The following is a 24,822-nucleotide window of genomic DNA, read 5'->3' as shown; positions in this document are numbered from 1 at the left end:
GACTCTACGGGCGCCTTTTGTCCGATGCGTGCTACTAAAGGACTATTCAGTCCGACTGGGTGGCCGGGTCCTGACCGTTGCCCTCCGCCGCGCTCCCGGCCGTCCGGGCCGCCTCGGCGGCGCGGCTGCGAGCGATCGCGTCCCGGCGGGCGCGGCAGTACCAGAGGCCGATCAGACCGAGCAGGCCGCCGGAGAGGCAGATCCACGGCCAGGTGCCGTGACCGTGCTCGGAGAGGGTGCCCTGGAAGGGGAGCAGGGCGAGGAAGGCGACGAACCACACCACCGTGCCGCCGCCGACGATGGCGACGTCGTTGGCCTCCAGCGGAGGGGGCGAGGGGTGCAGCGGCGTCTTGGGCATGGGGCCTAGCGTACGGGGCGGCGGGGGGCCTGTCGGATTTTCCCGAGGCCTGCCGGACTTTGGCAGGCCTCGCCGGAGCTTTCCCGGCCCGGCCGCGGACTTTCCCGGGCCCTGCCTGGCTCTACGCGCGAAGATAGCGCGTGTGCGACCGGGAAACCATACTGAATGCTCTGAGCCCGGCCACCGTCGCCCCGGGCGTTCACCACCCTCTCCTCAGCTCCCCCACAGAGGACGCACGCATGCCTGTGGTCCAGCCGACCACCGAGTCGCCCGAACCCGCCGACGCCGCGCCCCAGCCCCCCACCGGCGCCGTCGACCGCTACTTCCGGATCAGCGAGCGCGGCTCCACGCTGCCGCGTGAGATCCGCGGCGGCATCGCCACCTTCTTCACCATGGCGTACATCCTGGTACTGAACCCGATCATCCTGGCCAGCGCCACGGACATGACCGGGGCCCACCTGGACAGCGCCCAGCTGGTCACCGCCACCGCTCTCACCGCCGGGCTCACCACCCTGCTGATGGGAGTCATCGGCAACGTCCCGATCGGCCTGGCCGCCGGACTCGGCGTCAACACCATCGTGGCGCTCCAGCTCGCCCCCAAGATGACCTGGCCGGACGCCATGGGCATGGTCGTCCTGGCCGGCTTCGCGATCATGCTGCTGGTCGCCACCGGGCTGCGCGAGCGGGTCATGAACGCCGTCCCGCTCGGACTGCGCAAGGCCATCGCGATCGGCATCGGCCTGTTCATCACCCTGGTCGGCCTGGTCGACTCCGGCTTCGTCAGCCGCATCCCGGACGCCGCGCACACCACCGTCCCGCTGCAGCTCGGCGGCAACGGGCACCTGCTCGGCTTCCCCGTCCTGGTCTTCGTCGTCGGCCTGCTGCTCACCCTGATCCTGGTGATCCGCAAGGTGCCCGGCGCGATCCTGATCAGCATCGCGGTCTCCACCGCGCTCGCCGTGGTGATCGACAAGCTGGTCGACATCCCGGCGCTCAAGTGGGGCCTGACCGTCCCGACCTGGCCGGGCAACCCGGTCGCCGCGCCGGACTTCGGACTGGTCGGCAAGGTCAGCCTGTTCGGCGGCTTCGAGAAGGTCGGCGTGCTGACCGGCTGCCTCTTCGTCTTCACCGTGCTGATGTCGTGCTTCTTCGACGCGATGGGCACCATCCTCGGCGTGGCCGACGAGGCCCACCTGCTGGACGAGAAGGGCGACCTGCCCGGCATCAACCGGATCCTGATGGTCGACGGCATCGCCACCGCGGCCGGCGGCGCCACCTCCTCCTCCGCCAACACCTGCTTCGTGGAGTCGACCGCGGGCGTCGGCGAGGGCGCCCGGACGGGCTTCGCCTCGATCGTCACCGGCCTGCTCTTCGTGGTGGCGCTCTTCCTGACCCCGCTCGCCACCATGGTCCCCGCCCAGGCCGCCACCCCGGCCCTGGTCACCGTCGGCTTCCTGATCCTGGCCAACTCGGTCAAGGAGATCGACTGGGCCGACTACACGATCGCGATCCCGGCCTTCCTGACCATCGTGATGATGCCGTTCACCTACAGCATCACCAACGGCATCGGCTTCGGCTTCATCGCCTTCTGCGTCCTGCGCCTGGCCGTCGGCCGCGGCCGCACCGTGCCGGTCCCGCTGTACGTGGTGGCCGGGGTGTTCGCCTTCTACTACCTGATGCCGGCCTTCGGCCTGCTCTGACCCGCACCCGGCCCGACCCGGCCCCGCACCCGTTCGGGTGCGGGGCCGGGGTGGTTTTCGGGGGCGGGGCGGGGTGGTTTTCGGCCGGTCAGTGGACGCAGAACTCGTTGCCCTCGGGGTCCTGCATGACGGTCCAGGCGCCGCCGGGCTGGTCGACGTGGTGCAGGACGGTGGCGCCGAGGGCTTCGAGGCGGGTGACGGTCGCCGTGCGCTCGCCGGGGCCGGGGTGGACGTCGAGGTGCAGGCGGTTCTTGGCCTGCTTGGGCTCGGGGACGGCCTGGAAGAGGATGCGCCGGCCCAGGCCGGTGTCCGAGGCGGGGTCGAAGGGGTCCTCGGGGTGGCGGACGGCGGCGAGGGTGCGCCAGGCGGGGCGGCCGTCCACCTCGGTGGTGGCGTCCGGGCCGACGGCGCCGGCCGCGAGCAGGCGGGTGACCAGCGGGCCGTGGTCCTCCAGCATGTACTCCAGGGCGGCGGCCCAGAAGGCGGCCTGGCGGTGCGGGTCGGTGCAGTCGATGACGAGCTTCCAGTGCAGCGGCATGTAACCGTTTATATCGGTTACAAGATCGGCAAGGCAAGGGGCGCGCCGCCGGGAAGGTGTCAAAAAGGCGCCTGTGTAGGCCAGTTGGCGGAGGGAATACTGGCTGGACGGAGAAGGGGGAGGGACTCGACCGATGGTGCAACAGGATCCGCCCGGGGGAGTCGAGGCGCAGCTGCTGCCGGAGCTGTTCCGGACGGCGGACAAGGCCTCGCTGGACGGTCAGCGCGAGACGCTGCGCTGGTACCGCGGACTGATCGCGATGCTGGTGATCGCCGCGCTGATCGGGTCGTTCCCCGGCCCGGAGCACGACGGCGACCCCGACGTCTGGCCGCTGTTCTCGGTGGCCGCCTTCCTGGTGGCCGGCTACTTCTGGTCCCGGCTGCGCCGCAGCAACCCGCAGGGGCGCTGGTACGAGGCCCGGGCGGCGGCCGAGTCGGTCAAGACGCTGGCCTGGAAGTACACCGTCCGGGCCCGGCCGTTCGACGGCGAGGCCGAGTCCGCGGACGTGGACCGCGGCTACCTGCTCCAGGTCGAGGACGTGCTGCGGGCCTTCGAGGACCCGGAGATCGTGCCGCCCGAGACCGTCGCCGAGATCACCCCGGAGATGCGGCGCCTGCGCGCCGAGGGCCTGACCGCCCGGCGCACCCTCTACCTGCGCACCCGGGTCGAGGGCCAGCGCACCTGGTACCGCTCCCGGGCCGAGGCCTGCGACTCGCAGGCGGTCTCCTGGGGGCTCGGCATCGCGGCGCTGATCATCATCGGCGCGGCGGCGGCCGTCGCCCAGGCCACCGGCGCGCTGCAGGTGCACGTCTTCGGGGTCAGCTCCGCCGCGGCGGCCTCGATCATCGCCTGGACGCAGCTCAAGCAGCTCCGTCCGCTGGCCACCGCCTACCAGCTGGCCGCGCGCGAGCTGGAGAACGTCGGCAACCAGCTCTCCGACCTGGACGTCCGGGCGCCCGACGCCGAGGCGCGCTGGGCCCGGCTGGCCGCGGAGGCGGAGGACGCCGTCTCCCGCGAGCACACCACCTGGCGGGCCCGCCGGGCGTTCCCCAAGTAGGTCGCCGAGCAGCCCGGCGCGGGTCGGGCGGGTGCCGGGAGGCCCGCGCGGTGCGCGTCGGTGTGTCCGGCGCCAGTCCAACTCGGGGAAGAGGCTGGGGAGATACCGCGAAGCGCGGACCACGCCGGCATCACAGGTGTGCGGGGTGCGTGAGGGTAGAGCGCCGAGGTACGGACCGTAATCGTTACGTGTCCATGCCCTGGTTTCATCGCCTCCGCGCGACCCCTGTACCGCCGGAGGCCCCCCTTGCGCATTCTCCTGATCGCCAGTGCGTTCAACAGCCTGACCCAGCGCGTCCACACCGAGCTGCGCGAGCGCGGCCACCAGGTCGCCGTCCAACTCGCCCTCGGCGACGAACAGATGAGGGCGGCGGTGGAACGCACCGACCCCGAACTGATCGTCTGCCCGATGCTCACCAAGGCCGTGCCGCGGGACATCTGGTCCACCCGTACCGTCCTGATCGTGCACCCGGGCCCCAAGGGCGACCGCGGCCCCTCCTCGCTCGACTGGGCGATCACCGAGGGGGCGGAGCGCTGGGGCGTGACCGTGCTGCAGGCCGTCGAGGAGATGGACGCCGGCGACATCTGGGCGTCCGTCGAGTTCCCCGTCCCCGACTGCGGCAAGAGCGAGCTGTACCGCGGCGAGGTCGCCGACGCCGCCGTGGAGGCCGTCCTGCTGGCCGTCCAGCGCTTCGAGGGCGGACTGTTCACCCCCGAGCCGCTGGACTACGACCGGCCCGACGTGCACGGCGAACTGCGGCCCTTCCTGCGCCAGGAGGTCCGGCGGATCGACTGGGAGCAGGACGACACCGCCACCGTGCTGCGCAAGCTGCGCGCCGCCGACTCCCAGCCCGGCGTGCTGGACGAGCTGTACGGGCGGGAGTTCTTCCTGCACGGCGGCCACCCCGAGGACCGGCTGCGCGGCCCGGTGCCCGGCGCCGTGCTGGCCACCCGGGACGGCGCGATCTGCCGGGCCACCGTGGACGGCGCGGTGTGGATCCCGCAGCTGCGCCCGCGCCGCATCCCCGGCGGGCCCGCCACCTTCAAGCTGCCGGCGGCGACGGTCCTCGCCGAGGAGCTGTACCGGGTCCGCGAGGTGCCGGTGACCGCGGAGGCGGCCGCCCGCCGCGACACCTGGTCGGAGCTGCGCTACCGCGAGGAGGGCGACGTCGGCTACCTCGAATTCGCCCACGCGGGCGGGGCGGTGAGCACCGAGCAGTGCCGTCGGCTGCTCGCCGCCTACCGCGAGGCGGCCGACCGGCCGACCTCGGTGCTGGTGCTCGGAGCGCCCCGGGACTTCTACTCCAACGGGATCCAGCTCAACGTCATCGAGGGCGCGGCCTTCCCGGCGCTGGAGTCCTGGGAGAACATCAACGCGATGGACGACTTCGTCGAGGCCGTCCTGACCACCACGGACAAGGTCACCGTCGCCGCCCTGGCCGGGAACGCGGCGGCCGGCGGGCTGATGGCGGCGCTCGCCGCCGACGAGGTGTGGTGCCGCGACTCGGCGGTGCTCAACCCGCACTACCGCCTGATGGGCCTGTACGGCTCCGAGTACTGGACGTACACCCTGCCGCGCCGGGTCGGCGCGGAGCAGGCCGAGCGGCTCACCACCGAGGCGCTGCCGATCGGCGCCGAACACGCCCGCCGGATCGGCCTGGTGGACCGTACGGCCGGCGGCGACGCGGCGGAGTTCCGTCGCTGGGTGGCCCGCGAGGCGGCCCGGATCGCCGCCTCGCCGGAGCTCACCGGGCGGCTGGTGGACAAGAAGCGGAGCCGGGCCGCCGACGAGGAGGAGAAGCCGCTGGCCGCCTACCGGGAGGCGGAGCTGCGGCGGATGCACGCCAACTTCTACCGGGCGGACGAGCCGTACCACGCGCTGCGGCGGGACTTCGTGCACAAGGTCTGCCCGGTGGCCACGCCGGAGCACCTGACCGGGTTGCTGGGGCGGCCCGAGTGACGGAACGGGGGCGGGGACGGTCGTTCCGTCCCCGCCCCCGCTTGCACCCGCGCTCCCCCGCTCGGGTGCTCCCGTGTTCCCCCGCTCCGATGCTCAGCGCCGGGCGCCGGCCTCGTCCAGCCGCGGCCGCCGCTGCGCCTGTCCCTGCCGCCGCTGCCGCTGCTCCGGGACGCGGGGCGCCCGCGGGGGCAGCGGGGCGGCCGGACCGGCCAGCAGGGGCTGCGAGTCGGGGCGGCTCGGGGAGACGGCGAAGGCCAGCGAGCCGAAGAAGACGTAGCAGCCGAGCCCGACCCCGAGCGGGAAGATGAACTGCAGCGCCATCACACCGCCCGCGGTGGAGTGCGAGAGGTCGAGCCGGACGGAGAGCGCCGCCATGCCCGTGTAGTGCATCGCGCAGACCGCCACGCCCATCACCGGCGCCGCCGCCAGCACGGCGAGCGTGCCGCGGATGTTCAGCGCGGCCCAGAGCGCGGCCGTCGCCGCGAACACGGCGATGCCGACCGAGAGGGCCACCGTGACGTGGTCGTAGCCGAGGTGCCCGGGCAGGACCATCGCGGCCATGCCCAGGTAGTGCATCGCGGCGACCCCGAGGCCGGTGGTCAGCCCGCCGGCCAGCAGCGCCAGGACGGGCCGCCGGCGCCAGTACCCGACGGTGAAGAGCCCGACGCCGACCACGGCGACGGCGACCAGCAGGCTGAGCACGGTCAGCCCGGGCTGGTAGCTGATCTCGACGCCGGTCACCGAGAAGCCGAGCATCGCGATGAAGTGCATGGACCAGATCCCGGCGCCGAGCGAGGTCGACGCGAAGAGCAGCCAGACGGCCCGGGTGCGGCCCGTGGAGATGAGCGCCCAGCGGGCGCTGCGCAGGGCCACGAAGGAGCCGAGGCAGGCGACGAAGTACGAGACCGCCGGTGTCACCCAGCCGTGGTCGGCATGGTGGATCGCACCCAATGGAACTCCCTGGACGGGGGGTTGAGGGCGCCAGGGCTGGGACGGACGCGGTCGGCCGAGAGCGGCCGGGGAAGGGCGTGCGGCAACGGGCACGGAACGGGGGCGCGGTCCGCCGAGGGGAGCCTGGCGTGTGGTGCCCCTGACAACGGGGGAGAGTAGCCACAACCCGGCGCTCGCACAATGTTCGTGGTTTTGGTGAACTCCCAGGTCAGGGAGGGCCTTTACGGGGTCTGCATGATCTTGGCACCAAGCCCTGACATCGCCTGCGCATGCCCCACCGGTCCCTTTGTGCCTTACTCCAACGGAGCCAGCCCGAACGGGTGGCCGGCCGGGTCGATCAGCACCCTGAGCGTGCGGCCGTGCTGGTAGGCGGGCTCGGTCGCGCCGAGCGCGAGCGCCTTCGCGGTGGACTCCTCCAGGTCGTCCACGTAGAAGTCCAGGTGGAAGTGCTTGCTGCCGTCCGGCTGCGTCCACGGCTCCGGCCGGTACCCGTTCACCCGCCCGAAGCCCAGCGGGCTGCCGCCCTCCGGGTTGTCGAGGATCGCGAAGTTCTCGTCCGTGTGCCGGGTCTCCCACCCCAGCAGCTCGCCGTAGAACGCGGCCAGCGCGACCGGGTCGGCGCAGTCGATGGTGACCATGGCGAGCCGGGCGAAGCCGGTGTCGCCCTGTGCGTCCCGGTCGGCCGATGCGGACGGCGTGGCCTGCGAGGACGGCGCGGACTGCTCGGAGGCGAGGTCGGACATGGCTGGTCGGCCCTTCTGGGAGTCGAGACCTGAGGCCGGGAGTCGAGACCTGAGTCCCATGACCAATATGGCACCGGGTCGATGCTCCGGCGCGGCGGGATCCCATTTTCCTTAGCGAGAGTAATGACGTAGGCTAAAGAGATGCCCGAGATGTCCGAGCAGGACCTCGCAGCGATCAGTCAGCTGCGGTCGTCCACGATGCGCCTCTCCCGACGACTCAAACACCAGCGGGTGGAGGAGTCGCTCAGTCCCACCGAGATGGGAGTGCTGGGCACCCTCGCCCGGTGCGGGAAGGCGACGCCGGGTGAGCTCGCCCGGAAGGAGCACGTGCAGCCTCCTTCGATGACCAGGATCGTCGCGATGCTGGAGGAGAAGGGGCTGGTGCGGCGCGAGCCGCATCCCGAGGACCGCCGACAGGTGGTCGTCAGCAGCACCGAGCAGGCCGAGACGATCCTCGCGGAGAGTCGTCGACGCCGGAACGTCTGGCTCGCCGAGCTCGCCCAAGGGCTCGACGAGGAGGAATGGGCCGTCCTCCGGGAGGCCGCGCCCGTGCTCTACAAGCTCGCACACCTGTAGCTCGTACACCTGCAGCTCGTACACCTCAGGGGCACACCGAACCCGGCCGGCCGCCGGGAGGAGAAGGAGCCAGCATCACCGCAGGACCGACCACCGACACCAGGAGCGCGACGGCCACCGCCATGGCCGTCGCGCCACGAGGGGAGACCACCGTGACACCGCCGGCCGCAGCCAGCGCCGCCGCCATCCGTACCGACGATCCGACCACCGACCCCGCCGCGGCGAGCACCGCGGCCGCCGACGCCCAGGCACCCGCCCCCACGGGGCTGCCCGGCAGCGGCGACGACGACCCCGACGAACGCACCGCGGCGGACTCCGCCGCTCAGGGCCGCACCAACGCGTCCCGCCCGTCGCCCGCCACCACCCGTCTGGCGACGATCCCCCAGTCTCCGGCCGGGGGGACCCCCATCGCTCGACCCCTCCCGTCTCCCACAGGCGCCCGTTTCACCAGGCCCGGGGGGATGTTCTCCTCCCTGCGCGTTCGCAACTACCGCTACTACTTCGCCGGCCAGGTGGTGTCCAACACCGGGACCTGGATGCAGCGGATCGCCCAGGACTGGCTGGTGCTGAGCCTCACCGGCAGCCCGCTCGCGGTCGGCATCACCACCGCCATGCAGTTCCTGCCGATGCTGCTGCTCGGTCTCTTCGGCGGCGTGCTCGCCGACCGGATGCCCAAGCGCCGGCTGCTGATTTACACCCAGGGCGCGATGGGCCTGCTCGCCGCGGGCCTGGCCGTGCTGACCATCGGCGACGTGGTGACGCCGTACTACGTGTACGCCTTCGCGCTGCTGCTCGGTCTGGTCACCGTGGTGGACAACCCGACCCGGCAGGCCTTCGTCTCCGAGATGGTCGGGCCCAAGGACCTCGCCAACGCGGTCAGCCTGAACGCCGCCAACTTCCAGACCGCCCGGCTGGTCGGCCCCGCCGTCGCCGGCCTGCTGATCGCCGCGGTCGGCAGCGGCTGGGCCTTCGCCGTCAACGCGCTGTCCTTCGCCGCCGTGATCGGCGGCCTGCTGGCAATGCGGGAGAGCGAGCTGCGCCCGACCGAGCCGATCGCCCGCGAGAAGGGCCAGCTGCGGGAGGGCCTGCGCTACGTCAGGGAACGGCCCGAACTGCTCTGGCCGATGGTGCTGGCCGGGTTCATCGGGACCTTCGGGTTCAACTTCCCGACGCTGCTCTCCGGCTTCGCGTACGACACCTTCAAGGTCGGCGCCGGCCAGTACGGCCTGCTGAACACCGCGATGGCGGTCGGCTCGCTGGCCGGTGCGCTGCTCGCCGCCCGCCGGGGCGCGCCGAGGCTGCGCCGGCTGGTCGGCGCGGCGCTGGCCTTCGGCGCGCTGGAGGTGGTCGCGGCGTTCGCGCCCGACTACTGGACCTTCGCGCTGCTGCTGATGCTGATCGGGGTGTTCGGGCTGACCTTCAACACCTCGGTCAACTCCATGCTGCAGCTGGCCACCGACCCCGAGATGCGCGGCCGGGTGATGGGCCTGCTGGTGCTGGTCTTCACCGGCGGCACGCCGATCGGCGCCCCGATCGTCGGCTGGGTGACCGCCTCGTACGGGCCCCGGCTCGGCCTGCTGGCCTGCGGGCTGGTGTCCGCGCTGGCGGCCGGAGCGGTCGGCCTGGTGCTGGCCCGCAGCGCGGACCTGCGGGTGCGCTTCGACCTGCACCCGGGCCGCGGCGGCCGGGTGGTGGCCTTCGTGCCGCGGACGCGTACGGCCGTCAAGTCCGAACTGGCGCCTGCCTGCTGATGGCTCGTCGGGTTTCCCCGGAGGTCGACGGGACCTCCGGGGAACCCGGAACGGGGCTCAGAGCCGGATCGCGAGGACCTGGCCGGGCCAGACGCCGTTCGGCTGCTCGACCTCGAAGCTCTCGGTCTCGGTGAAGCCCAGCGCCCGGTACTGCGCGACCAGCTCGCGGTCGCCGCCGGCGTAGCAGTCCACCCGCAGCAGGCCGATGCCGCGGCGGCGGGTCTCCTCGACGGCGTCGGCGATCAGCGCGGCGCCGATGCCCGCGCCCTTGCGGGTGCGGTCGGTGACCAGGAGGCGGACGAACAGCTCGGGCTCGTCCACCGCCGGGATGTACTTCCCGCGCTGCTCGGACAGCACGCAGGCGCCGACCGTACGGCCCTCGTCGTCCACGGCGAGGCGGACCAGGAACGGCTCGCGGCCGTACCCTTCGATCTGCTCGACCCGGGCGGGCGTGGTGCTGAACGGCTGGTCGCCCCACTGGCCGGTGCGGCCCCGGCCGACCAACCAGGCCACGGCGCCGTCGAGCAGGGCGAGGAGGTCGGGGACGGACTCGGGGCCTCCGGTGCGGATCCGCAGGGTGCCGGACGGGGTGCCGGACGGGGTGCCGGGCGGCGTGCTGGACGAGGCCTTGGAATCGATCATGGACCTTGTTCTATCCCGATCCGGGTCGTGCGGGAAGAGCGGAAAATGGGGCCATGAGGCTTTTCGTCGCGGTGATTCCGCCGGTCGTGGCGTTGCAGGGGCTCTCCGACGCGGTCGCGCCGGTGCGCAGGCTGCCCGGGGCGGACCGGCTGCGCTGGACCACCGTCGAGGGCTGGCACCTGACCCTGGCCTTCCTCGGCGAGGTGCCCGCCGAGCGGCTACCGGACCTGGAGGCGGGCCTGGCCGACGTCGCCGAGGTCCACCCGGTGCACCGGCTGCGGATCGCGGGTGCCGGGCGGTTCGGCGACCGGGTGCTCTGGGCCGGCGTCGAGGGCCAGTCCTGGGCGCTGCGCCGGCTGGCCGAGGCCGTCACCGAGGCCACCGCCGAGGTGACCGCGGAGACCGCCGACACCTTCGCCTTCCACGCGCACCTCACGCTGGCCCGGGCCGGCTCCTCGCGCGGCCACCGACGGGCCGTCCAGCGGGTCGCCGCGGCCGAGTTGGAGGGCCTGGCAGCGGCGCTGGCGGACTACCGGGGGCCGGAGTGGGACGCCGCCGAGCTGCACCTGATGAGGAGCGACCCGGGCGGCGGGCACCCGCACTACGCGTCGGTGCGCTCCTGGGCGCTCGCGGACTGGAGCTGACACGCGGAGCCCGGGGAGCGGGTGCTCGCCGCTCCCCGGGCGGGGCCGGGCGGGTCAGTTGGTGTAGTAACCCTGGACGTCGGCCACCAGGTCCACGGTGCCGTGCGGGTTGTACAGCTCGATGAAGCCGTCGGCGCTGACCGGGACGATGGTCATGGCGGCGGTGTCCTGCCGGGCGGCGTAGTTGAGGTTGGACGTCCCCGGGACGGGGTCGCCGGCCTTGAGGGCGGTGATGTGGCCGTCCTGGTCGGCGTTGGTACCGGTCAGGTTGATCACCACGGCGGCGACGCCCTCGGGCACGCCGTTGAGGCCGGTGACCTTCACCCGGGTGGTGGAGCCGGGGCCGGGCTTGGCCTGCGGGGCGCCGAGGCCCTTGCGGGTGTCGAGCACCCGGGTCGGGTTGGCCGGGACGAACAGGCCGTGGGTGCCGGCGTCGCCGCTGAGGCCGTGGTTCTGGAACTGGCCGATGTAGTCGATCACCACGTGCGTCGCACCGGAGTTGGTGTAGAGCGCGAGGCCGTCCCGCCCGGCGTAGACGTAGGAGAGGTTGGTGACCGTCTGCCCGGCGTCGAAGTTGACGTCGGAGGTCCTCCACGGGGCCTGGAGCGCCGGGTACATGGTGAGGTGGGCCGACTGGGTCGGCTCGGTGACGGTGGCCTGGACGACCAGGTCGCCGCCGCCGGGCGCGACGGAGGAGACGTCCATCTGGAAGACGCCGTCCTCGCCGCCGGTGAGCTTGCCCGGGTGGCCGCCGACCTCGGTGCGGGTGTCCAGCAGGCGGGCGGGGGTGCCCAGGGTGAAGGTCGCGCCCGGGTAGCCGTTGGCGCCCTTGGCGGTGTAGAAGCCCTGGAGGTCGACGACCAGGTGCACGTTGCCGACGTGGTTGTAGAGGTCGACGAAGCCGTCGGTGCCGACCTGGACGGTCACGCGGTTGGTGGTGACCTGGTGCGCCGGGGAGACGTTCAGGTTGGACACCGTCGGGAGGGCGCCGCCGTCGGGGTAGGCGGTGACGAAGCTCTCGTCGGTCGCGCCGACGGCCGTCACGTTCATGACGACGGCGGTGGGCGTGGCGCCGCTGGTGAGCCCGAGGATCTTCCGGATGTCGAGCTTGACGACGCCGTCGGGGCCGACCTTGCCGCTCGGGGCGCCGTTGCCGACGCGGGTGTCCAGGATGCGGTAGTTCGACACCGGGAACCAGGTGCTGTCGACGCCGACCTGGGGGCCTTCGGCGGCAGAGGCGGTGGCGGCCGAGGGCAGGACGGTGCCCGCGGCGAGGACGAGGGCCGCCAGGGCGGCCGCACGGGATGCGCGCATGAGAGTTTCCCCCTGATTTTGTGAAGATCACATGATGGTGATGGGGGTCATGGTAGCGGTGGCCCTCGGAGCGCCGGTCAACGGGATAACTACCGTGCGGCCGTTGCTGGTTCGGGTGCGGACGAGGCGCTCGCCGCCGTCCCCGTCCGCCGCTGCGGGGCGGCCTCGCCGACCGGCCGGGGGTGAGCCGCAGGTACGCTCGTTGACTGTGGATCCCAAGACTCGAATGCGCATCGTCTCCGGCACCCTGGTGCTGCTGCTGGTCGTCGTGCTGATCAGCTCATTGGCCGGCCGGTAGCCCGTGAACGGCCGGTACGCCCTGAACGGCCGGTAGCCCCTGAACGGCGGGAGGGCCACCACCCGGCGGGTGGTGGCCCTCACACATGCCTCGGAGAGTACTCAGAGCTGCTCGACCACGTAGTCGATGCAGTGGGTGAGCGCCTCGACGTCCGCCGGGTCGATCGCCGGGAACATCGCGATCCGCAGCTGGTTGCGGCCCAGCTTGCGGTACGGCTCGGTGTCCACGATGCCGTTGGCACGCAGTGCCTTGGCGACGGCCGCGGCGTCCACCGACTCGTCGAAGTCGATGGTGCCGACCACCTGGGAGCGCTCCGCCGGGTTCGCCACGAAGGGGGTGGCGAAGGCGGACTTCTCGGCCCAGGAGTACAGCCGGGACGAGGAGTCGGCCGTACGGGCGACCGCCCAGTCCAGCCCGCCGTTGCCGTTCAGCCACTCCAGCTGGTCGGCCAGCAGGAAGAGGGTGGCGATCGACGGGGTGTTGTACGTCTGGTCCTTCGACGAGTTGTCGATGGCCGTCGGCAGCGAGAAGAACGGCGGGATGTAGCGGCCGGAGCCGGCGATCTCGGCGGCGCGCTCCAGGGCGGCCGGGGAGAACGTGGCCAGCCAGAGGCCGCCCTCGGAGGCGAAGGACTTCTGCGGGGCGAAGTAGTAGACGTCCGTCTCGGTGATGTCCACCGGCAGGCCGCCGGCGCCCGAGGTGGCGTCCACCAGGACCAGCGAGCCCTCGTCCGCGCCGGCCGGGCGACGGATCGGCATCGCGACGCCGGTCGAGGTCTCGTTGTGGGTCAGCCCGTAGACGTCCACACCGGCCTCGGCGACCGGCAGCGGGTGGGTGCCCGGGGCGGTCTTGATCACGCTCGGCTCGGCCAGCCACGGGGCGGCCTTGACCGAGGAGGCGAACTTCGAGGAGAACTCGCCGAAGTCCAGGTGCTGGGACTTCTCCCGCACCAGGCCGAAGGCGGCGATGTCCCAGAAGGCGGTGGAGCCGCCGTTGCCGAGGACGACTTCGTAGCCCTCCGGCAGCGAGAACAGGCTGCTCACGCCCTCGCGCACGCGCTTGACCACGTTCTTGACCGGGGCCTGGCGGTGCGAGGTGCCGAGCAGGGAGGTCTGGGTGGCGGCGAGGGCACTCAGGGCCTCGGGGCGCACCTTGGACGGTCCGCAGCCGAAACGGCCGTCTGCGGGCTTGATGTCAGCGGGGATCTGGATCTGAGCCACCCGCGCAGCCTACCGGCGCAGGGCTGCGCCGGGGTACGGTCGTCCGCCCGCTGAGACTGTGATCTTCATTGCCGGTTCGCATGGCGATCCCCCTTGCCGGAACGCCGACAGCGGGCCCGGCTCGGAGCCGGACCCGCTGGTCAGGGGCGGTGTGGCGGACGACCGTCCGGGGTCGGTCAGCGGGCGATGGCGTCCCAGCCCTCGATCTCCTCGGGGCGGCGCGGGCCGGGGCCGATGTAGCGCGCGGCGGGGCGCACGAGCCGGCCCGTGCGCTTCTGCTCCAGGATGTGCGCCGACCAGCCGGCGGTACGGGCGCAGGTGAACATCGAGGTGAACATGTGGGCCGGGACCTCGGCGAAGTCCAGCATGATGGCGGCCCAGAACTCGACGTTGGTGGCCAGCACGCGGTCGGGGCGGCGGTTGTGCAGCTCCTCCAGCGCGGCCTTCTCCAGCGCCTCGGCGACCTCGAAGCGCGGCGCGCCGAGCTCCTTGGCGGTGCGGCGCAGCACGCGGGCGCGCGGGTCCTCGGCGCGGTAGACGCGGTGGCCGAAGCCCATCAGGCGCTCGCCCTTGTCCAGGGCGTTCTTGACCCAGGCCGTCGCGTCGCCGGTGCGCTCGATCTCCTCGATCATGCCGAGCACGCGGGAGGGGGCGCCGCCGTGCAGCGGGCCGGACATCGCGCCGACCGCGCCGGACAGGGCGGCCGCGACGTCGGCGCCGGTGGAGGCGATGACGCGGGCGGTGAAGGTGGAGGCGTTCATGCCGTGCTCGGCGGCCGAGGTCCAGTAGGCGTCGATGGCCTTGACGTGCTTCGGGTCCGGCTCGCCCCGCCAGCGGATCATGAAGCGCTCGACGACCGTCTCGGCCTTGTCGATCTCGCTCTGCGGGACCATCGGCAGGCCCTGGCCGCGGGCGGACTGGGCGACGTAGGACAGCGCCATCACGGCGGCGCGCGCGAGGTCGTCGCGGGCCTGCTCGGCGGAGATGTCCAGCAGCGGCTTGAGGCCCCAGACCGGGGCGAGCATGGCTAGCGCGGACTGCACGTCGACGCGGATGTCGCCGGAGTGCACCGGGATCGGGAACGGCTCGGCGGCCGGCAGGCCCGGGTTGAACTTGCCGTCCACCAGCAGGCCCCAGACGTGGCCGAAGGAGACGTTGCCGACCAGGTCGTCGATGTCGACACCGCGGTACCGCAGGGCGCCGCCTTCACGGTCGGGCTCGGCGATCTCGCTCTCGAACGCGACGACTCCCTCAAGCCCGGGTACGAAATCGGACATGCGACGGCTCCTTCAGTTCTTTGATCGGCGCTCCGCCGTGGTGGGGCGGCGCGCCAGTGACCGAATCGTGGTTGGCACTCGGTGCCAGGGTGACAGGCACGGGGTGCATTGCGCCATACACCGCCGTGGTGATGTTTGCCGTGGGCCCGCTTGATTTTTCCGTCGAGGGTCGGTCGTGCCCGGGAAAATCCACGGAACCGAACACCCGGTTCCGGACGATTCCCCGTACGACGGGCGGCCAAGCGGTGGCGAGTCACCTTATCTCCCACCGGGGTTTGTCCGGAGGTAGCCGGGGTTTGTCCGGAGGTAGCGGTGCCGGTTGCTTGTCGTACGGGATGATGTTGGCGTGCAGACCCCGGAACGCGCCCAGTCGACACCCCCGAGCCCCGCCACCCGGGCCCTGGCCGAGGAGGCCCGCCCCGGCCCGGACCTCACCGTGATGCGCAAGCACTACACCCACGAGGGCCTGGTCGAGGAGCAGCTCGCGCCCGAGCCCGTCGGCCAGTTCGCCCGCTGGTTCCACGAGGCGGACGACGCCGGGGTGGTGGAACCCAACGCGATGGTGCTCTCCACCGCTGACGCCGAGGGGCGGCCCAGCTCGCGCACCGTCCTGCTCAAGGGCTTCGACGCGCGCGGCTTCGTCTTCTTCACCAACTACGGCTCCCGCAAGGGCGCCGAGCTCGCCGCCAACCCGCACGCCGCCCTGCTGTTCCCGTGGATCGCCCTGGCCCGCCAGGTCATCGTCCAGGGCCGGGTGGAGAAGGTCGGCCGCGACGAGACCGCCGCGTACTTCCGCACCCGCCCGCACGGCTCCCAGCTCGGCGCCTGGGCCAGCGAACAGTCCAGCCCCGTCGACGGGCGCGAGGTCCTCGAACAGCGCTACGCCGAACTGGAACGCCGCTACCCGGAGGGCGAGGGCGTCCCCGTCCCGCCGTTCTGGGGCGGCTACCGGGTGATCCCGGAGAGCGTCGAGTTCTGGCAGGGGCGCGAGAACCGGCTCCACGACCGCCTCCGCTACCTCGCCGACCCGGCGAGCCCGACGGGGTGGCGGGTGGAGCGGCTCTGCCCGTGACCGGGGGGTGGCGTCGGTGGTACCGGTGGGGTTGGGGAGGCCGCCGGGGGCCGTGGGCCGACCGGGTCGACCCGGTCGCGGCGTCCACGCCGAACTGATGGGCCGTCATGCCTCGGGTGTAGGATGCCCGTCGCGGACCTGGGTCGATGCACTTGACGGCCAGCAACGCGCTGTGCCGGCACGATCGAGTGAGGGACTGATGGGCGTCACCGGTGCGGAAACCGCCACTGGACTCGGCTCTGACCTGGTCGACGTCGCCGCCCTGCCGCTCGACGAACTCGACGCCCTGCCCGACACCGTTCTCGGCGACCTGCTGCGCCGGGTGGTCGCGGACGCCCTGACCCCCGGCGCGGAGCCGCTCGCGGCCTTCCAGTCGTCGCTCGACCGGTAGCGCTTCCGCGCTCCTGCGCCGCCGCGCTCCTGCGCTTCCGCACCTCTTCAGTGCTCCCGCGCTCCCGCTGGGGCGCTCCCGGGCGCCGGAGCGCCCCCGGTCGCGGGCGTGCGCCCACCACCGGCTAAACCTCCCGAGGCGACCGAAACCGCCAACTCGCCTTCCCTGTCGGTGGAGTTCACGACGCGCCGGGGTATGACACCATCGCGTCGCGGTACCGTCGGGCACGGGGGGAACAGGTGATGGATCAGGAACACCAACGTCCGTACTTCTTCTTCAGCTACGCGCGTCGTGACTACGAGGCCGAGGACGCCTTCGTCAACCAGTTCTTCAACGACCTGCGGGACGAACTCGGCCGGCTCGTCGGGATGGGCGTGCGCGTCGAGGAGCTCGCCTACCGCGACACCGAGCAGCTGCGGCTCGGCGACGACTGGGCCGAGAAGCTGGCGGCGATGCTGGCCCGCAGCCGGACGATGGTCGCGCTCTACTCCCCGGCCTACTTCGCCAGCCTGTACTGCGGCAAGGAGTGGACCGCCTTCCGCGGCCGGGTCCGGCGCCACCACGAGCACACCGGGGAGCTCATCTCGGCACTGGTCCCGGTGCTCTGGGAGCCCGTCGTGCCCGGCGAACTGGCCGACGAGGTCAGCAAGATCCAGTGGGCCCAGCCGGACATGGGCGAGGCCTACGCCCGGTACGGCCTGCGTGCCCTGCTGCGCACCGCGCAGGGCGAGGCGTACGAACAGGTCGTCCGGGTCGTCGCCGAGCGCGTCCGGGAGGCGGCCGCGCGGCGGCTCGGCGAGCTGCCCGAGTTCGACCTCGGTGCGGTGCGCGGCTACTTCCCGCCCCCGGCGGCCCCGGAGGCCGTCTCCGCACCCGGGATGGTGCGGCTGTTCATCGCAGCAGGACGCGCCTCGGAGGCCGCCGCCGAGGGCGGCTCGCAGACCGGCGGCTGGTACGGCGCCAAGCCCTGGCACTGGGCGCCCTACCACCCGCCCATCCAGCCGTCGTTGGCGGCGCGCGCCCAGCAGGTGATCACCGCGGCCGGGCACACCACCACGCTGGAGGAGGTCGACAGCGGGCTCGGCGGCAAGCTCGACCAGGCCCGCGAGGACAGCCAGGTCAGCGTCCTGCTGGTGGACCCGTGGGTGGCCGGGGCCGAGCGCTACAGCTCCGCGCTGCGCGAGTACGACGACCAGAACCACCCGGTCACCGGCGTGATGGTGCCCAGCGGCAGCGCCGACCCGCCCGACGGACCGGGGCGCGACGCGCTGTGGGCCGGCGTGCGCGATGTGTTCCGGCGCAACTGGCTGCGCCGGAGCGACATGGAGCACTTGTTCCGGGTCAAAGTGAGCCGGGAGAGCTTCGACAACGAACTCACCATCATGGTGACGGTCGCCCAGAACAAGCTCATGGACGACAACCTGGATTGGGGGGACGATGGCGGCGACGCCTTCGGACTCGGCCCCGGGGGAGCCCCGGCCATGCCCGGGCTGTCCATCCCGGCCGGCCCGCCGGGACCCCGCCAGGGCCCGCCCGCGCGCCTCGATCCGGGCCGGGGCCGTACGCACCTCCCGCACCAGAGTCGTGGCAAGGACAACGCTGTCCCGCTGAGGGGAGACACGGACGATGACCACTGAACCCGGCACGGAGCCGGAGCGCGGGGGACCGGGCTCGGTCGTCACGTTCTACTCCTTCAAGGGCGGCACCGGCCGGACCATGGCCCTCGCCAACGTCGGCTGGATCCTCGCCAGTCGGGGCCTGCGCGTCCTGGTCGTCGACTGGGACCTCGAAGCCCCGGGCCTCCACCGCTACTACCACCCGCTCCTGGTCGACCCCGAACTCCACTCCACCGAGGGCCTGATCGACCTGCTGCGCTCCTACGTCAAACAGGCACTGCCCTCCGCCACCGGGCCGGTCGGTCTCTCCCCGGCGGCCTGGCTGGACGAACCCGGACGTCTCGACGGCTACGTCTGCGGCCTCGCCCTCGACCTGCCGCCCGGCGGCCGGCTCGACTTCCTGCCCGCCGGCCGCCAGAACGCCGCCTACGCCGCCGCCGTCACCAGCTTCAACTGGCGCAGCTTCTACCACGGACGGGACATCCGCGGCGGCGAGTTCCTGCGCGAGCTGCGCGAACGCTGGGCCGACCGGTACGACTACGTGCTCATCGACAGCCGTACCGGCGTCAGCGACACCTCGGGGATCTGCACCGTCCTGATGCCCGACACCGTCGTCGACTGCTTCACCTTCAGTGCCCAGAACATCCGTGGCGGCGTCGACGCCGCCCGCGCCATCGCCGAGGCCGAGGAGCGGGCGATCCGCGTCCTGCCGGTGCCGATGCGGGTCGAGGACGCCGAACAGGAACGCCTGGAAGCCGGCCGGGACTACGCCCGCGAGGCCTTCGCCCCCTACCTCGGCCGCTGGCTGGCCGGCGACCGCAGGGCCGGCTACTGGGCCGACGTCGAGGTGCCGTACAAGCCGTTCTACGCGTACGAGGAGGTGCCGGCCACCGTCGCAGACCGGCCGCAGGAGGCCCGCAGCCTGCTCAATGCCTTCGAACGGCTCGCCGGGTGGATCACCGACGGCCGGGTCCGCACTCTGCGCCCGCTCACCGCGGACACCCGCCGCCGGCTCTACGGCGCCTACCTGCGCTCGGCCCGCGCGGTGCCGCGCCAGGTCTTCGTCAGCTACGCGCCGGAGGACCGGATGTGGGCCGAGTGGGCCGCGGGGACGCTCACCCGCTTCGGCTACCAGACCTCCCTGCACAACGCGGCCGAGCCGTACGCCGGTCCGCGGCCGGTGGAGGTCGCCGGGCCGCTCGACGGTCAGGGCCGGCTGCTCGCGCTGCTCTCGCCCGAGTACACCGCACTGCCCCGCGCCGCCGAGGTCTGGCAGCTCCTGCAGGGCCGCGAACTCAGCTCGGGCTCACCGGCGTTGGTCGCCCTGCGGCTCCAGGACTCGGACGAGCCCGTGCCCCGCCCGTTCGCCGGACAGGCCGCCCCCGACCTGGTCCGCTCCTCCGCGGTCGGTGCCGAGGCCCAGCTCTACGGCGAACTCGGCCCGCCGCCCGGCAGCAACCGCCAACTCGACAACGACAGCGGCGAGTTCGCCGCACCCGCGCGCTTCCCCGGAACGGCCCCGCAGGTCCAGGAGGCGCCCTCGCGCAACGCCGCCTTCATCGGCCGCGGCAAGCTGCTCGAACTGCTCCGCAACCGCTTCACCGGCGGCCCCGCCGCTGTGCTCAGCCAGGTGCTCTACGGCTTCGGCGGCGCCGGCAAGTCCCAGATCGCCGCCGAGTACGCGCACCGATTCAAGGCCGCGTACGACGTGGTCTGGTGGGTGCCCGCCGAGGAGCCCGCCAACATCCCGCAGAAGCTCGCCGAACTCGCCCCCCGGCTCGGCGTGCCCACCAGCGACGACGTCGCGCACACCGCCGCCGCCGTGCTCGACGCACTGCGCCGCGGCCAGCCGTACCGCCGCTGGCTGCTGGTCTTCGACAACGCCGGCACCCCCGAGGAACTCGCCCCCTGGCAGCCGGCCGGTTCCTCCGGCGGGCACGTGCTGATCACCTCCCGCAACCAGGGCTGGGCCCGGCACGCCGGCCTGGTGGAGGTCGACGTCTTCCTCCGGGAGGAGAGCATCCGGCTGCTGCGCCGCTTCAACAGCGGCCTCTCGCCGGAGGACGCCGAACAGGTCGCCCACCGCCTCGGCGACCTGCCGCTCGCCGTCGGCCAGGCCGCCGTCTGGCTCCAGGAGACGTCGATGCCGATCGCCACCTACCTCGAACTGCTCGACGAAGAGCTCACCGAGATGCTGGAACGCACCCGGCTGCGCACGGCCGACTACCCGCACTCGGCCGCCGCGACCTGGCGCATCTCGGTCGAGGAACTGCGCCGGATGAACGCCCCGGCCGCGCAGATCCTGGAGATCTGCGCCTTCTTCGGCCCCGACGCCATCCCGATGCGGCTGCTCTACAGCCGCGCCGTCACCCGCGCCCTGCGGCTGCCTCCGCGCGCCCCCCGTGACAAACTTGCGATCGGCGAATTCCTGCGCGCCATCAACCGGTTCGGGCTCGCCCGCACCGACCAGGGCAGCGAGACCATCACCGTGCACCGGCTGGTCCAGGCCGTGCTGCGGGACCAGGTCGAGGAGGAACGGCGGGCCGAGCTGCGCGGTGTCGTCCACGCCGCCCTCGCCACTGCCAACCCCGGCGACCCGGACGTGCCCGCCAACTGGGCCGAGTACGCCGAACTCCTGCCCCACCTCTGGCCGTCCGGGGCCGTCGACAGCGCCGACGAGGACGTCCGCCAGTGGATCATCGACTCGGTCCGTTACCAGTGGAAGCGCAGCCTGCACGAATCCGGCCGGGAACTGGCCGAGCGGACCCTGGAGCACTGGCGCCAGGACGGCTACGGCGGGCCCGGCTTCGACGCCGACAACGACGCCCAGACGCTCATGCTGCGCACCCAGCTGAGCAACATCCGGCGGTCCCAGGGCGCCCTCCAGGAGGCGTACGAGATGGACCGGGACATCCTGGAGCGCTTCACCGCGACCTTGGGCCCCGAGCACTCGCACACCCTCGCCGTCGCCAACAGCCTCGGCGCCGACCTGCGCTTCCTCGGCCGCTACGACGAGGCCCGGGCGCTCGACCGCCGCACCCTGGACGCGGCCCGGCGCACCCTCGGCCCGGACCACCCGCGCACCCTGATGATCACCAACAACCTGGCCGTCTCCGACTACCTGGCCGGCGACCGCAGGGCCGCCCTGGAACGGCACCGCAGCAACTACCTCCAGCAGCGCGACGCGCTCGGCGCGCACAGCCTCTACGCGCTGTCCTCCGCCTCCAACTACGCCCGCGACCTGCGCGAGACCGGGCGGCTGCGGGAGGCCCTGGACCTGCTGGAGGACACCGTCCGGATCTACCAGCAGACCATCGGCGACAGCCACACCGACACCCTGCGCGCCCGCAAGAACCTCGCCGTGGCGCTGCGCCGGGCCGGCCGCTACCACGAGGCCCTGGAGATCGACGAGGACATCTACCAGCGCTACCTCGACATCATCGGCCCCGAACACCCCGACACCCTGGCCGCCGCCACCAACCTGGCCAGCGACCTCAGCGCCCTGGGCGACACCGGCCGGGCGATCCCGCTGGCCGAACGGGCGTTGGCGCGGTACCGCGACTACCTGGGCGAGAACCACCCGGTGACGCTGGCCGGGGCCAACAACCTGTCCGTCTACCTGCGGCTGGCGGGGCGCACCACGGAGGCGCTGGAGCTGTCCGGGCGCACGCTGTCGCAGTTCCGGACCGTCCTCGGCGCCCACCACCTGTACATCCCGATCGCGATGATGAACCACGCCAACGACCTCGCGCTGTCCGGGCAGACACAGGCCGCGCTCGACCTGGAGGAGGAGGCCGCGCCGCTGATGACCGAGGCCCTCGGCCCGGACCACTACGACTCCATCGGCATCAACTCCAACCTCTCGCTCTCGCTGGCCACCGCCGGGCAGGCCGAACGGGCCGCCGAGCTGCGGGCGGACTGCATCCGGCGGGCGCGGGTCACCCTGGGGGAGGAACACCCGACAACGAAGGCGGTGCGGGCGGGAACGCGGCTGGACTCGGACGTGGAGCCGCCGCACGTGTGAGGGCGGGTGACGGCGGCTCAGGAAACGCCTCGGCTCGGAGCGGCGATGGGCCGGGGGCGGCGGTGCTAGGTTCGGCCGCATGGTGGCGTTCCGGCAGTTCCTGCTGAAGATCCACAGTCGGTGCAATCTGGCTTGCGACTACTGCTACGTGTACGAGGGTGCGGACCGGAGTTGGCGTGGGCGGCCGCGGCGGATGGAGCTCGCGACCGTCCGCCGTACGGCTCGGCGGATCGCTGCGCACGCGGCCGAGCACGGGCTGGACGAGGTGTCGGTGGTGTTGCACGGCGGGGAGCCGTTGCTGGTCGGGGCGGCTCATCTGGAGGCGCTGCTCGGCGAGTTGGCCGGAGTGTCGGAGGCGGGCGGGCCGCGGGTGCGGTTCGGGCTGCAGACCAACGGGCTGCGGCTGCTGGAGGAGTCGGCGCTGCTCGACGTGCTGCACCGGTACCGGGTCGCGGTCGGGGTCTCGCTGGACGGCACCCGGGCCGACCACGACCGGCACCGCAGGTTGCCCTCCGGTGCGGGGAGTTGGGCGCGCACGGCGGAGGCGGTGGGGCTGCTCGGCTCGCAGCGGCACCGGGAGCTGTTCGCCGGCCTGCTGTGCGTGGTCGACCTCGCGGCCGACCCGGTGGGGACGTACGAGGCGCTGCTGGAGTTCGCGCCGCCCCGGATCGACCTGCTGCTGCCGCACGCCACCTGGCTGGCCCAGCCGGCGGGCGTCCATCGGGTGCTCCCCGTGGCGTCGCCGGTCGGCTCCGGGCCCGGTTCGGCTTCGGGTGGAGAGCCCGCGCCGTACGGGGAGTGGCTGATCGCCGCCTTCGACCGCTGGTTCGACGCGCCGCGGCGGGAGACCGGGGTGCGGCTGTTCGAGGAGCTGGCCGTGCTGCTGCTCGGCGGACGAGCGGCCAGCGAGGCGGTGGGGCTGGCGCCGGTCGACCTGGTGGTGGTCGAGGCGGACGGCACCATCGAGCAGGCGGACAGCCTCAAGGTGGCGTACGACGGCGCCCCCGGGACGGGCCTGGACGTGTGGCGGCACGACTTCGCGGCCGCCGCCGCGCACCCGGCCTTCCGGGCCCGCCAGCGCGGCCTCGCCGGGCTGGGGCCGGTCTGTGCCGCCTGCCCGCTGGCCCCGGTCTGCGGGGGCGGCCTCTACGCGCACCGGTGGGCGGGGGACGGGTTCGGGTACCCGTCGGTGTACTGCGCGGACCTGGACCGGCTGATCCGGCACATCGCGGAGCGGCTGCGGGCGGGGGTGGCCGGGCTGGGGGTCGGTGCGGCGGGCGGGGTGCCGGTCGAGGCGGCGGGGCTTGCGGGTCTGGTCGGGGTCGGGCGTGTGAGGTGACGGCGTTCGGCTCACTCGTCCGGGTCATGCCCGGGCCCGGCGCGGCTGACCCGTACCGGCTCGGGGAAGGTGCGGCGGCGGATGCGGTCGGTGCGGCGGATGCGGCCGGTACGCCAGTGCGGTCGGCCGTACCGGCAGGAGGAGGAGCGGTGGCGGATTCGGGCGAGGCCGTGGCGGACGGGCTGCCCCGGCACGGTATGGACCGGGCGACGTTCCGGGCGATCGCGGCGGCGCGCGGCGGGCCGGAGGCCGTTCGGCTGCTGCGCGCAGGGCAGTTGAGCAAACGCGCCCTGCTGCTGCTCGCGTTGCGCAGGGCGGCACCCGGGCACGAGGGCTACCGAGAGGCGTACGCGCGGGTGCGGACGCTGCAGCGGGACGACCGGGCGCGATGGGAGGAGGTACTGCTGCGGCCGGAGCTGGACGCCTGGGCGGCGGACTCTCTGCGCGCCGTCGCCGGAGGTGAGGACGTTCGGCTGGGCGGGCTGAGCGAGTTCATCCCCGAAGGGGCAGGGGTGCGCGTTCGGGCGGGCCGGGTGGTGGAGCTGGAGTGCGACGGGCTGCGCTGGGCGCCGTCGATCGACCATGCCGGGCCACGCCGGGTGGACTACGGCCGCCCTCCGGCCGGGCCGCTCGGCGACGCCGAACTCGCCGCCTGGGAGCAGCGCTTGGCGGAGGCCTGGCGGGTTCTGGTGCGCCGCCATCGCCACCATGCGGAGGCGGTCGCGGCCTGCGTCGCCACGATCGTCCCGTTGCACCCCGCCCCCGGCGGGGAGGCGGTCAGTGCCGCCGCGCGGCGGGCCTACGGTGCGGTGGCGGCCTCGCTGCCGGCCGATCCGGTGCTGTTGGCGCTGGCGTTGGTGCACGAGTTCCTGCACGTCCAGCTCGGCGCCCTGCTCGACCTGGTGCCCCTGCACCGCCCCAACGGGCCAGCCGTCTACCACGCGCCCTGGCGGCCCGATCTGCGTCCGGCCGGTGCGCTGCTGCAGGGGGCGTACGCCCACCTGGGCGTCGCGGACTTCTGGGGTGGGGAGGTGGCCGCCGGTTCTGGTGAACGGGCGCGGGCGGAGCGGGAATTCGTGCACTGGCGGACGAACACCCTGACGGCGGGCCGGACTTTGCTGGAGTGCGGTGAACTGACGCCTTACGGGCTGGAGTTCACCGAGGAGTTGGTGGCCGCCGTGCGGGGCCTGCGGGTACCGGCCGGGCGGGCCTGAGCGGTCGGCGGGGTGGGGCGCGGCCGGTGGGGGCGGCGTGCTCCGGGGGTGGGTGCGGACGGCGGGAATCAACCGGCGGATTCGTACGCTTAGCCAGGTGTCGGGCCTGGCAACGCGCTTCGGCGTGCGCCAGGGCGA

20 protein-coding genes are annotated in these 24,822 nt (G+C 73.0%); 12 read left to right on the top strand and 8 right to left on the bottom strand.

Features of this window, described 5'->3' with window-relative positions:
- Positions 1-46: 46 nt before the first annotated feature.
- Positions 47-358: a DUF2530 domain-containing protein gene (locus BX285_RS03600; protein WP_097236636.1), complete on the bottom strand. Its 312-nt coding sequence runs from the start codon at positions 356-358 to the stop codon at positions 47-49.
- Between the two features lie 239 nt (positions 359-597).
- On the opposite strand from BX285_RS03600, the gene BX285_RS03595 reads away from it, so the two are divergent.
- Positions 598-2,058, top strand: coding sequence for an NCS2 family permease (locus BX285_RS03595; protein WP_121174447.1), 1,461 nt, complete (start codon positions 598-600; stop codon positions 2,056-2,058).
- Positions 2,059-2,146: 88 nt separating this feature from the next.
- On the opposite strand, the gene BX285_RS03590 is transcribed toward BX285_RS03595, so the two are convergent.
- Positions 2,147-2,596 (bottom strand): VOC family protein, encoded by a 450-nt coding sequence (locus tag BX285_RS03590; protein ID WP_121174446.1) that lies wholly within the window; start codon positions 2,594-2,596, stop codon positions 2,147-2,149.
- Between the two features lie 133 nt (positions 2,597-2,729).
- Between BX285_RS03590 and BX285_RS03585 the strand changes: the two genes are divergently transcribed.
- The gene (locus BX285_RS03585) at positions 2,730-3,653 is read left to right on the top strand and encodes a DUF4231 domain-containing protein (RefSeq protein WP_097236633.1); all 924 of its coding nucleotides are present in this window, start codon (positions 2,730-2,732) and stop codon (positions 3,651-3,653) included.
- A gap of 246 nt (positions 3,654-3,899) precedes the next feature.
- Complete coding sequence (locus tag BX285_RS03580) at positions 3,900-5,612, top strand: hydrogenase maturation protein (protein WP_097236632.1); 1,713 nt, start codon at positions 3,900-3,902, stop codon at positions 5,610-5,612.
- Positions 5,613-5,705: 93 nt separating this feature from the next.
- Here BX285_RS03580 and BX285_RS03575 read toward each other — a convergent pair whose 3' ends face one another.
- Both BX285_RS03575 and BX285_RS03570 read right to left on the bottom strand, forming a co-directional pair.
- On the bottom strand, positions 5,706-6,563 hold the full coding sequence (locus BX285_RS03575; RefSeq protein WP_097236631.1) for an MHYT domain-containing protein: 858 nt from the start codon (positions 6,561-6,563) through the stop codon (positions 5,706-5,708).
- A gap of 293 nt (positions 6,564-6,856) precedes the next feature.
- Positions 6,857-7,306 carry a VOC family protein gene (locus tag BX285_RS03570; RefSeq protein WP_179852788.1) on the bottom strand — a complete coding sequence of 150 codons (450 nt, stop codon included), beginning with the start codon at positions 7,304-7,306 and terminating at the stop codon, positions 6,857-6,859.
- Between the two features lie 141 nt (positions 7,307-7,447).
- Here BX285_RS03570 and BX285_RS03565 point away from each other — a divergent pair, with 141 nt between their 5' ends.
- Positions 7,448-7,882, top strand: a complete 435-nt coding sequence (locus BX285_RS03565) for a MarR family winged helix-turn-helix transcriptional regulator (protein WP_030235202.1) — start codon at positions 7,448-7,450, stop codon at positions 7,880-7,882.
- 122 nt (positions 7,883-8,004) lie between these two features.
- A complete protein-coding gene (locus BX285_RS03560; protein WP_398899532.1) occupies positions 8,005-9,633 on the top strand; it encodes an MFS transporter in 1,629 nt (542 codons plus the stop codon).
- Positions 9,634-9,690: 57 nt separating this feature from the next.
- Here BX285_RS03560 and BX285_RS03555 read toward each other — a convergent pair whose 3' ends face one another.
- Positions 9,691-10,275: a GNAT family N-acetyltransferase gene (locus BX285_RS03555; protein WP_183106993.1), complete on the bottom strand. Its 585-nt coding sequence runs from the start codon at positions 10,273-10,275 to the stop codon at positions 9,691-9,693.
- A 53-nt stretch (positions 10,276-10,328) separates the two neighbouring features.
- Between BX285_RS03555 and thpR the strand changes: the two genes are divergently transcribed.
- Positions 10,329-10,919: an RNA 2',3'-cyclic phosphodiesterase gene (thpR, locus tag BX285_RS03550; protein ID WP_097236630.1), complete on the top strand. Its 591-nt coding sequence runs from the start codon at positions 10,329-10,331 to the stop codon at positions 10,917-10,919.
- 54 nt (positions 10,920-10,973) lie between these two features.
- Here thpR and BX285_RS03545 read toward each other — a convergent pair whose 3' ends face one another.
- The 3 genes from BX285_RS03545 to BX285_RS03535 form a co-directional block, all read right to left on the bottom strand.
- Entirely contained in the window at positions 10,974-12,233 is a 1,260-nt protein-coding gene (locus BX285_RS03545) for a hypothetical protein (protein ID WP_121174445.1), read from the bottom strand.
- A 399-nt stretch (positions 12,234-12,632) separates the two neighbouring features.
- Positions 12,633-13,751, bottom strand: coding sequence for a phosphoserine transaminase (gene serC / locus BX285_RS03540; RefSeq protein ID WP_121174444.1), 1,119 nt, complete (start codon positions 13,749-13,751; stop codon positions 12,633-12,635).
- A gap of 176 nt (positions 13,752-13,927) precedes the next feature.
- Positions 13,928-15,028 (bottom strand): citrate synthase 2, encoded by a 1,101-nt coding sequence (locus tag BX285_RS03535; protein WP_097236627.1) that lies wholly within the window; start codon positions 15,026-15,028, stop codon positions 13,928-13,930.
- A 439-nt stretch (positions 15,029-15,467) separates the two neighbouring features.
- Here BX285_RS03535 and pdxH point away from each other — a divergent pair, with 439 nt between their 5' ends.
- The 6 genes from pdxH to BX285_RS03505 all read left to right on the top strand — a co-directional run bounded on the left by pdxH (position 15,468) and on the right by BX285_RS03505 (position 24,684).
- A complete protein-coding gene (gene pdxH, locus BX285_RS03530; protein ID WP_097240057.1) occupies positions 15,468-16,100 on the top strand; it encodes a pyridoxamine 5'-phosphate oxidase in 633 nt (210 codons plus the stop codon).
- Positions 16,101-16,299: 199 nt separating this feature from the next.
- Entirely contained in the window at positions 16,300-16,491 is a 192-nt protein-coding gene (gene fxsA, locus BX285_RS03525) for an FxSxx-COOH cyclophane-containing RiPP peptide (RefSeq protein ID WP_030057125.1), read from the top strand.
- A gap of 242 nt (positions 16,492-16,733) precedes the next feature.
- Positions 16,734-18,128 carry a TIR-like protein FxsC gene (locus BX285_RS03520; protein ID WP_121174443.1) on the top strand — a complete coding sequence of 465 codons (1,395 nt, stop codon included), beginning with the start codon at positions 16,734-16,736 and terminating at the stop codon, positions 18,126-18,128.
- Entirely contained in the window at positions 18,118-22,131 is a 4,014-nt protein-coding gene (fxsT, locus tag BX285_RS03515; RefSeq protein ID WP_097236624.1) for an FxSxx-COOH system tetratricopeptide repeat protein, read from the top strand. Before BX285_RS03520 ends, fxsT begins: the two co-directional genes overlap by 11 nt.
- A gap of 79 nt (positions 22,132-22,210) precedes the next feature.
- Complete coding sequence (locus tag BX285_RS03510; RefSeq protein ID WP_121174442.1) at positions 22,211-23,470, top strand: FxsB family cyclophane-forming radical SAM/SPASM peptide maturase; 1,260 nt, start codon at positions 22,211-22,213, stop codon at positions 23,468-23,470.
- Between the two features lie 149 nt (positions 23,471-23,619).
- On the top strand, positions 23,620-24,684 hold the full coding sequence (locus tag BX285_RS03505; protein WP_179852786.1) for an aKG-HExxH-type peptide beta-hydroxylase: 1,065 nt from the start codon (positions 23,620-23,622) through the stop codon (positions 24,682-24,684).
- Positions 24,685-24,822: the final 138 nt, after the last annotated feature.

It is taken from the genome of Streptomyces sp. 1114.5 (assembly GCF_003635085.1).
Classification (GTDB): domain Bacteria; phylum Actinomycetota; class Actinomycetes; order Streptomycetales; family Streptomycetaceae; genus Kitasatospora.
The sequence above is the reverse complement of the archived record's forward strand: the minus strand, read 5'-3'. Positions and strand labels throughout refer to the sequence as shown.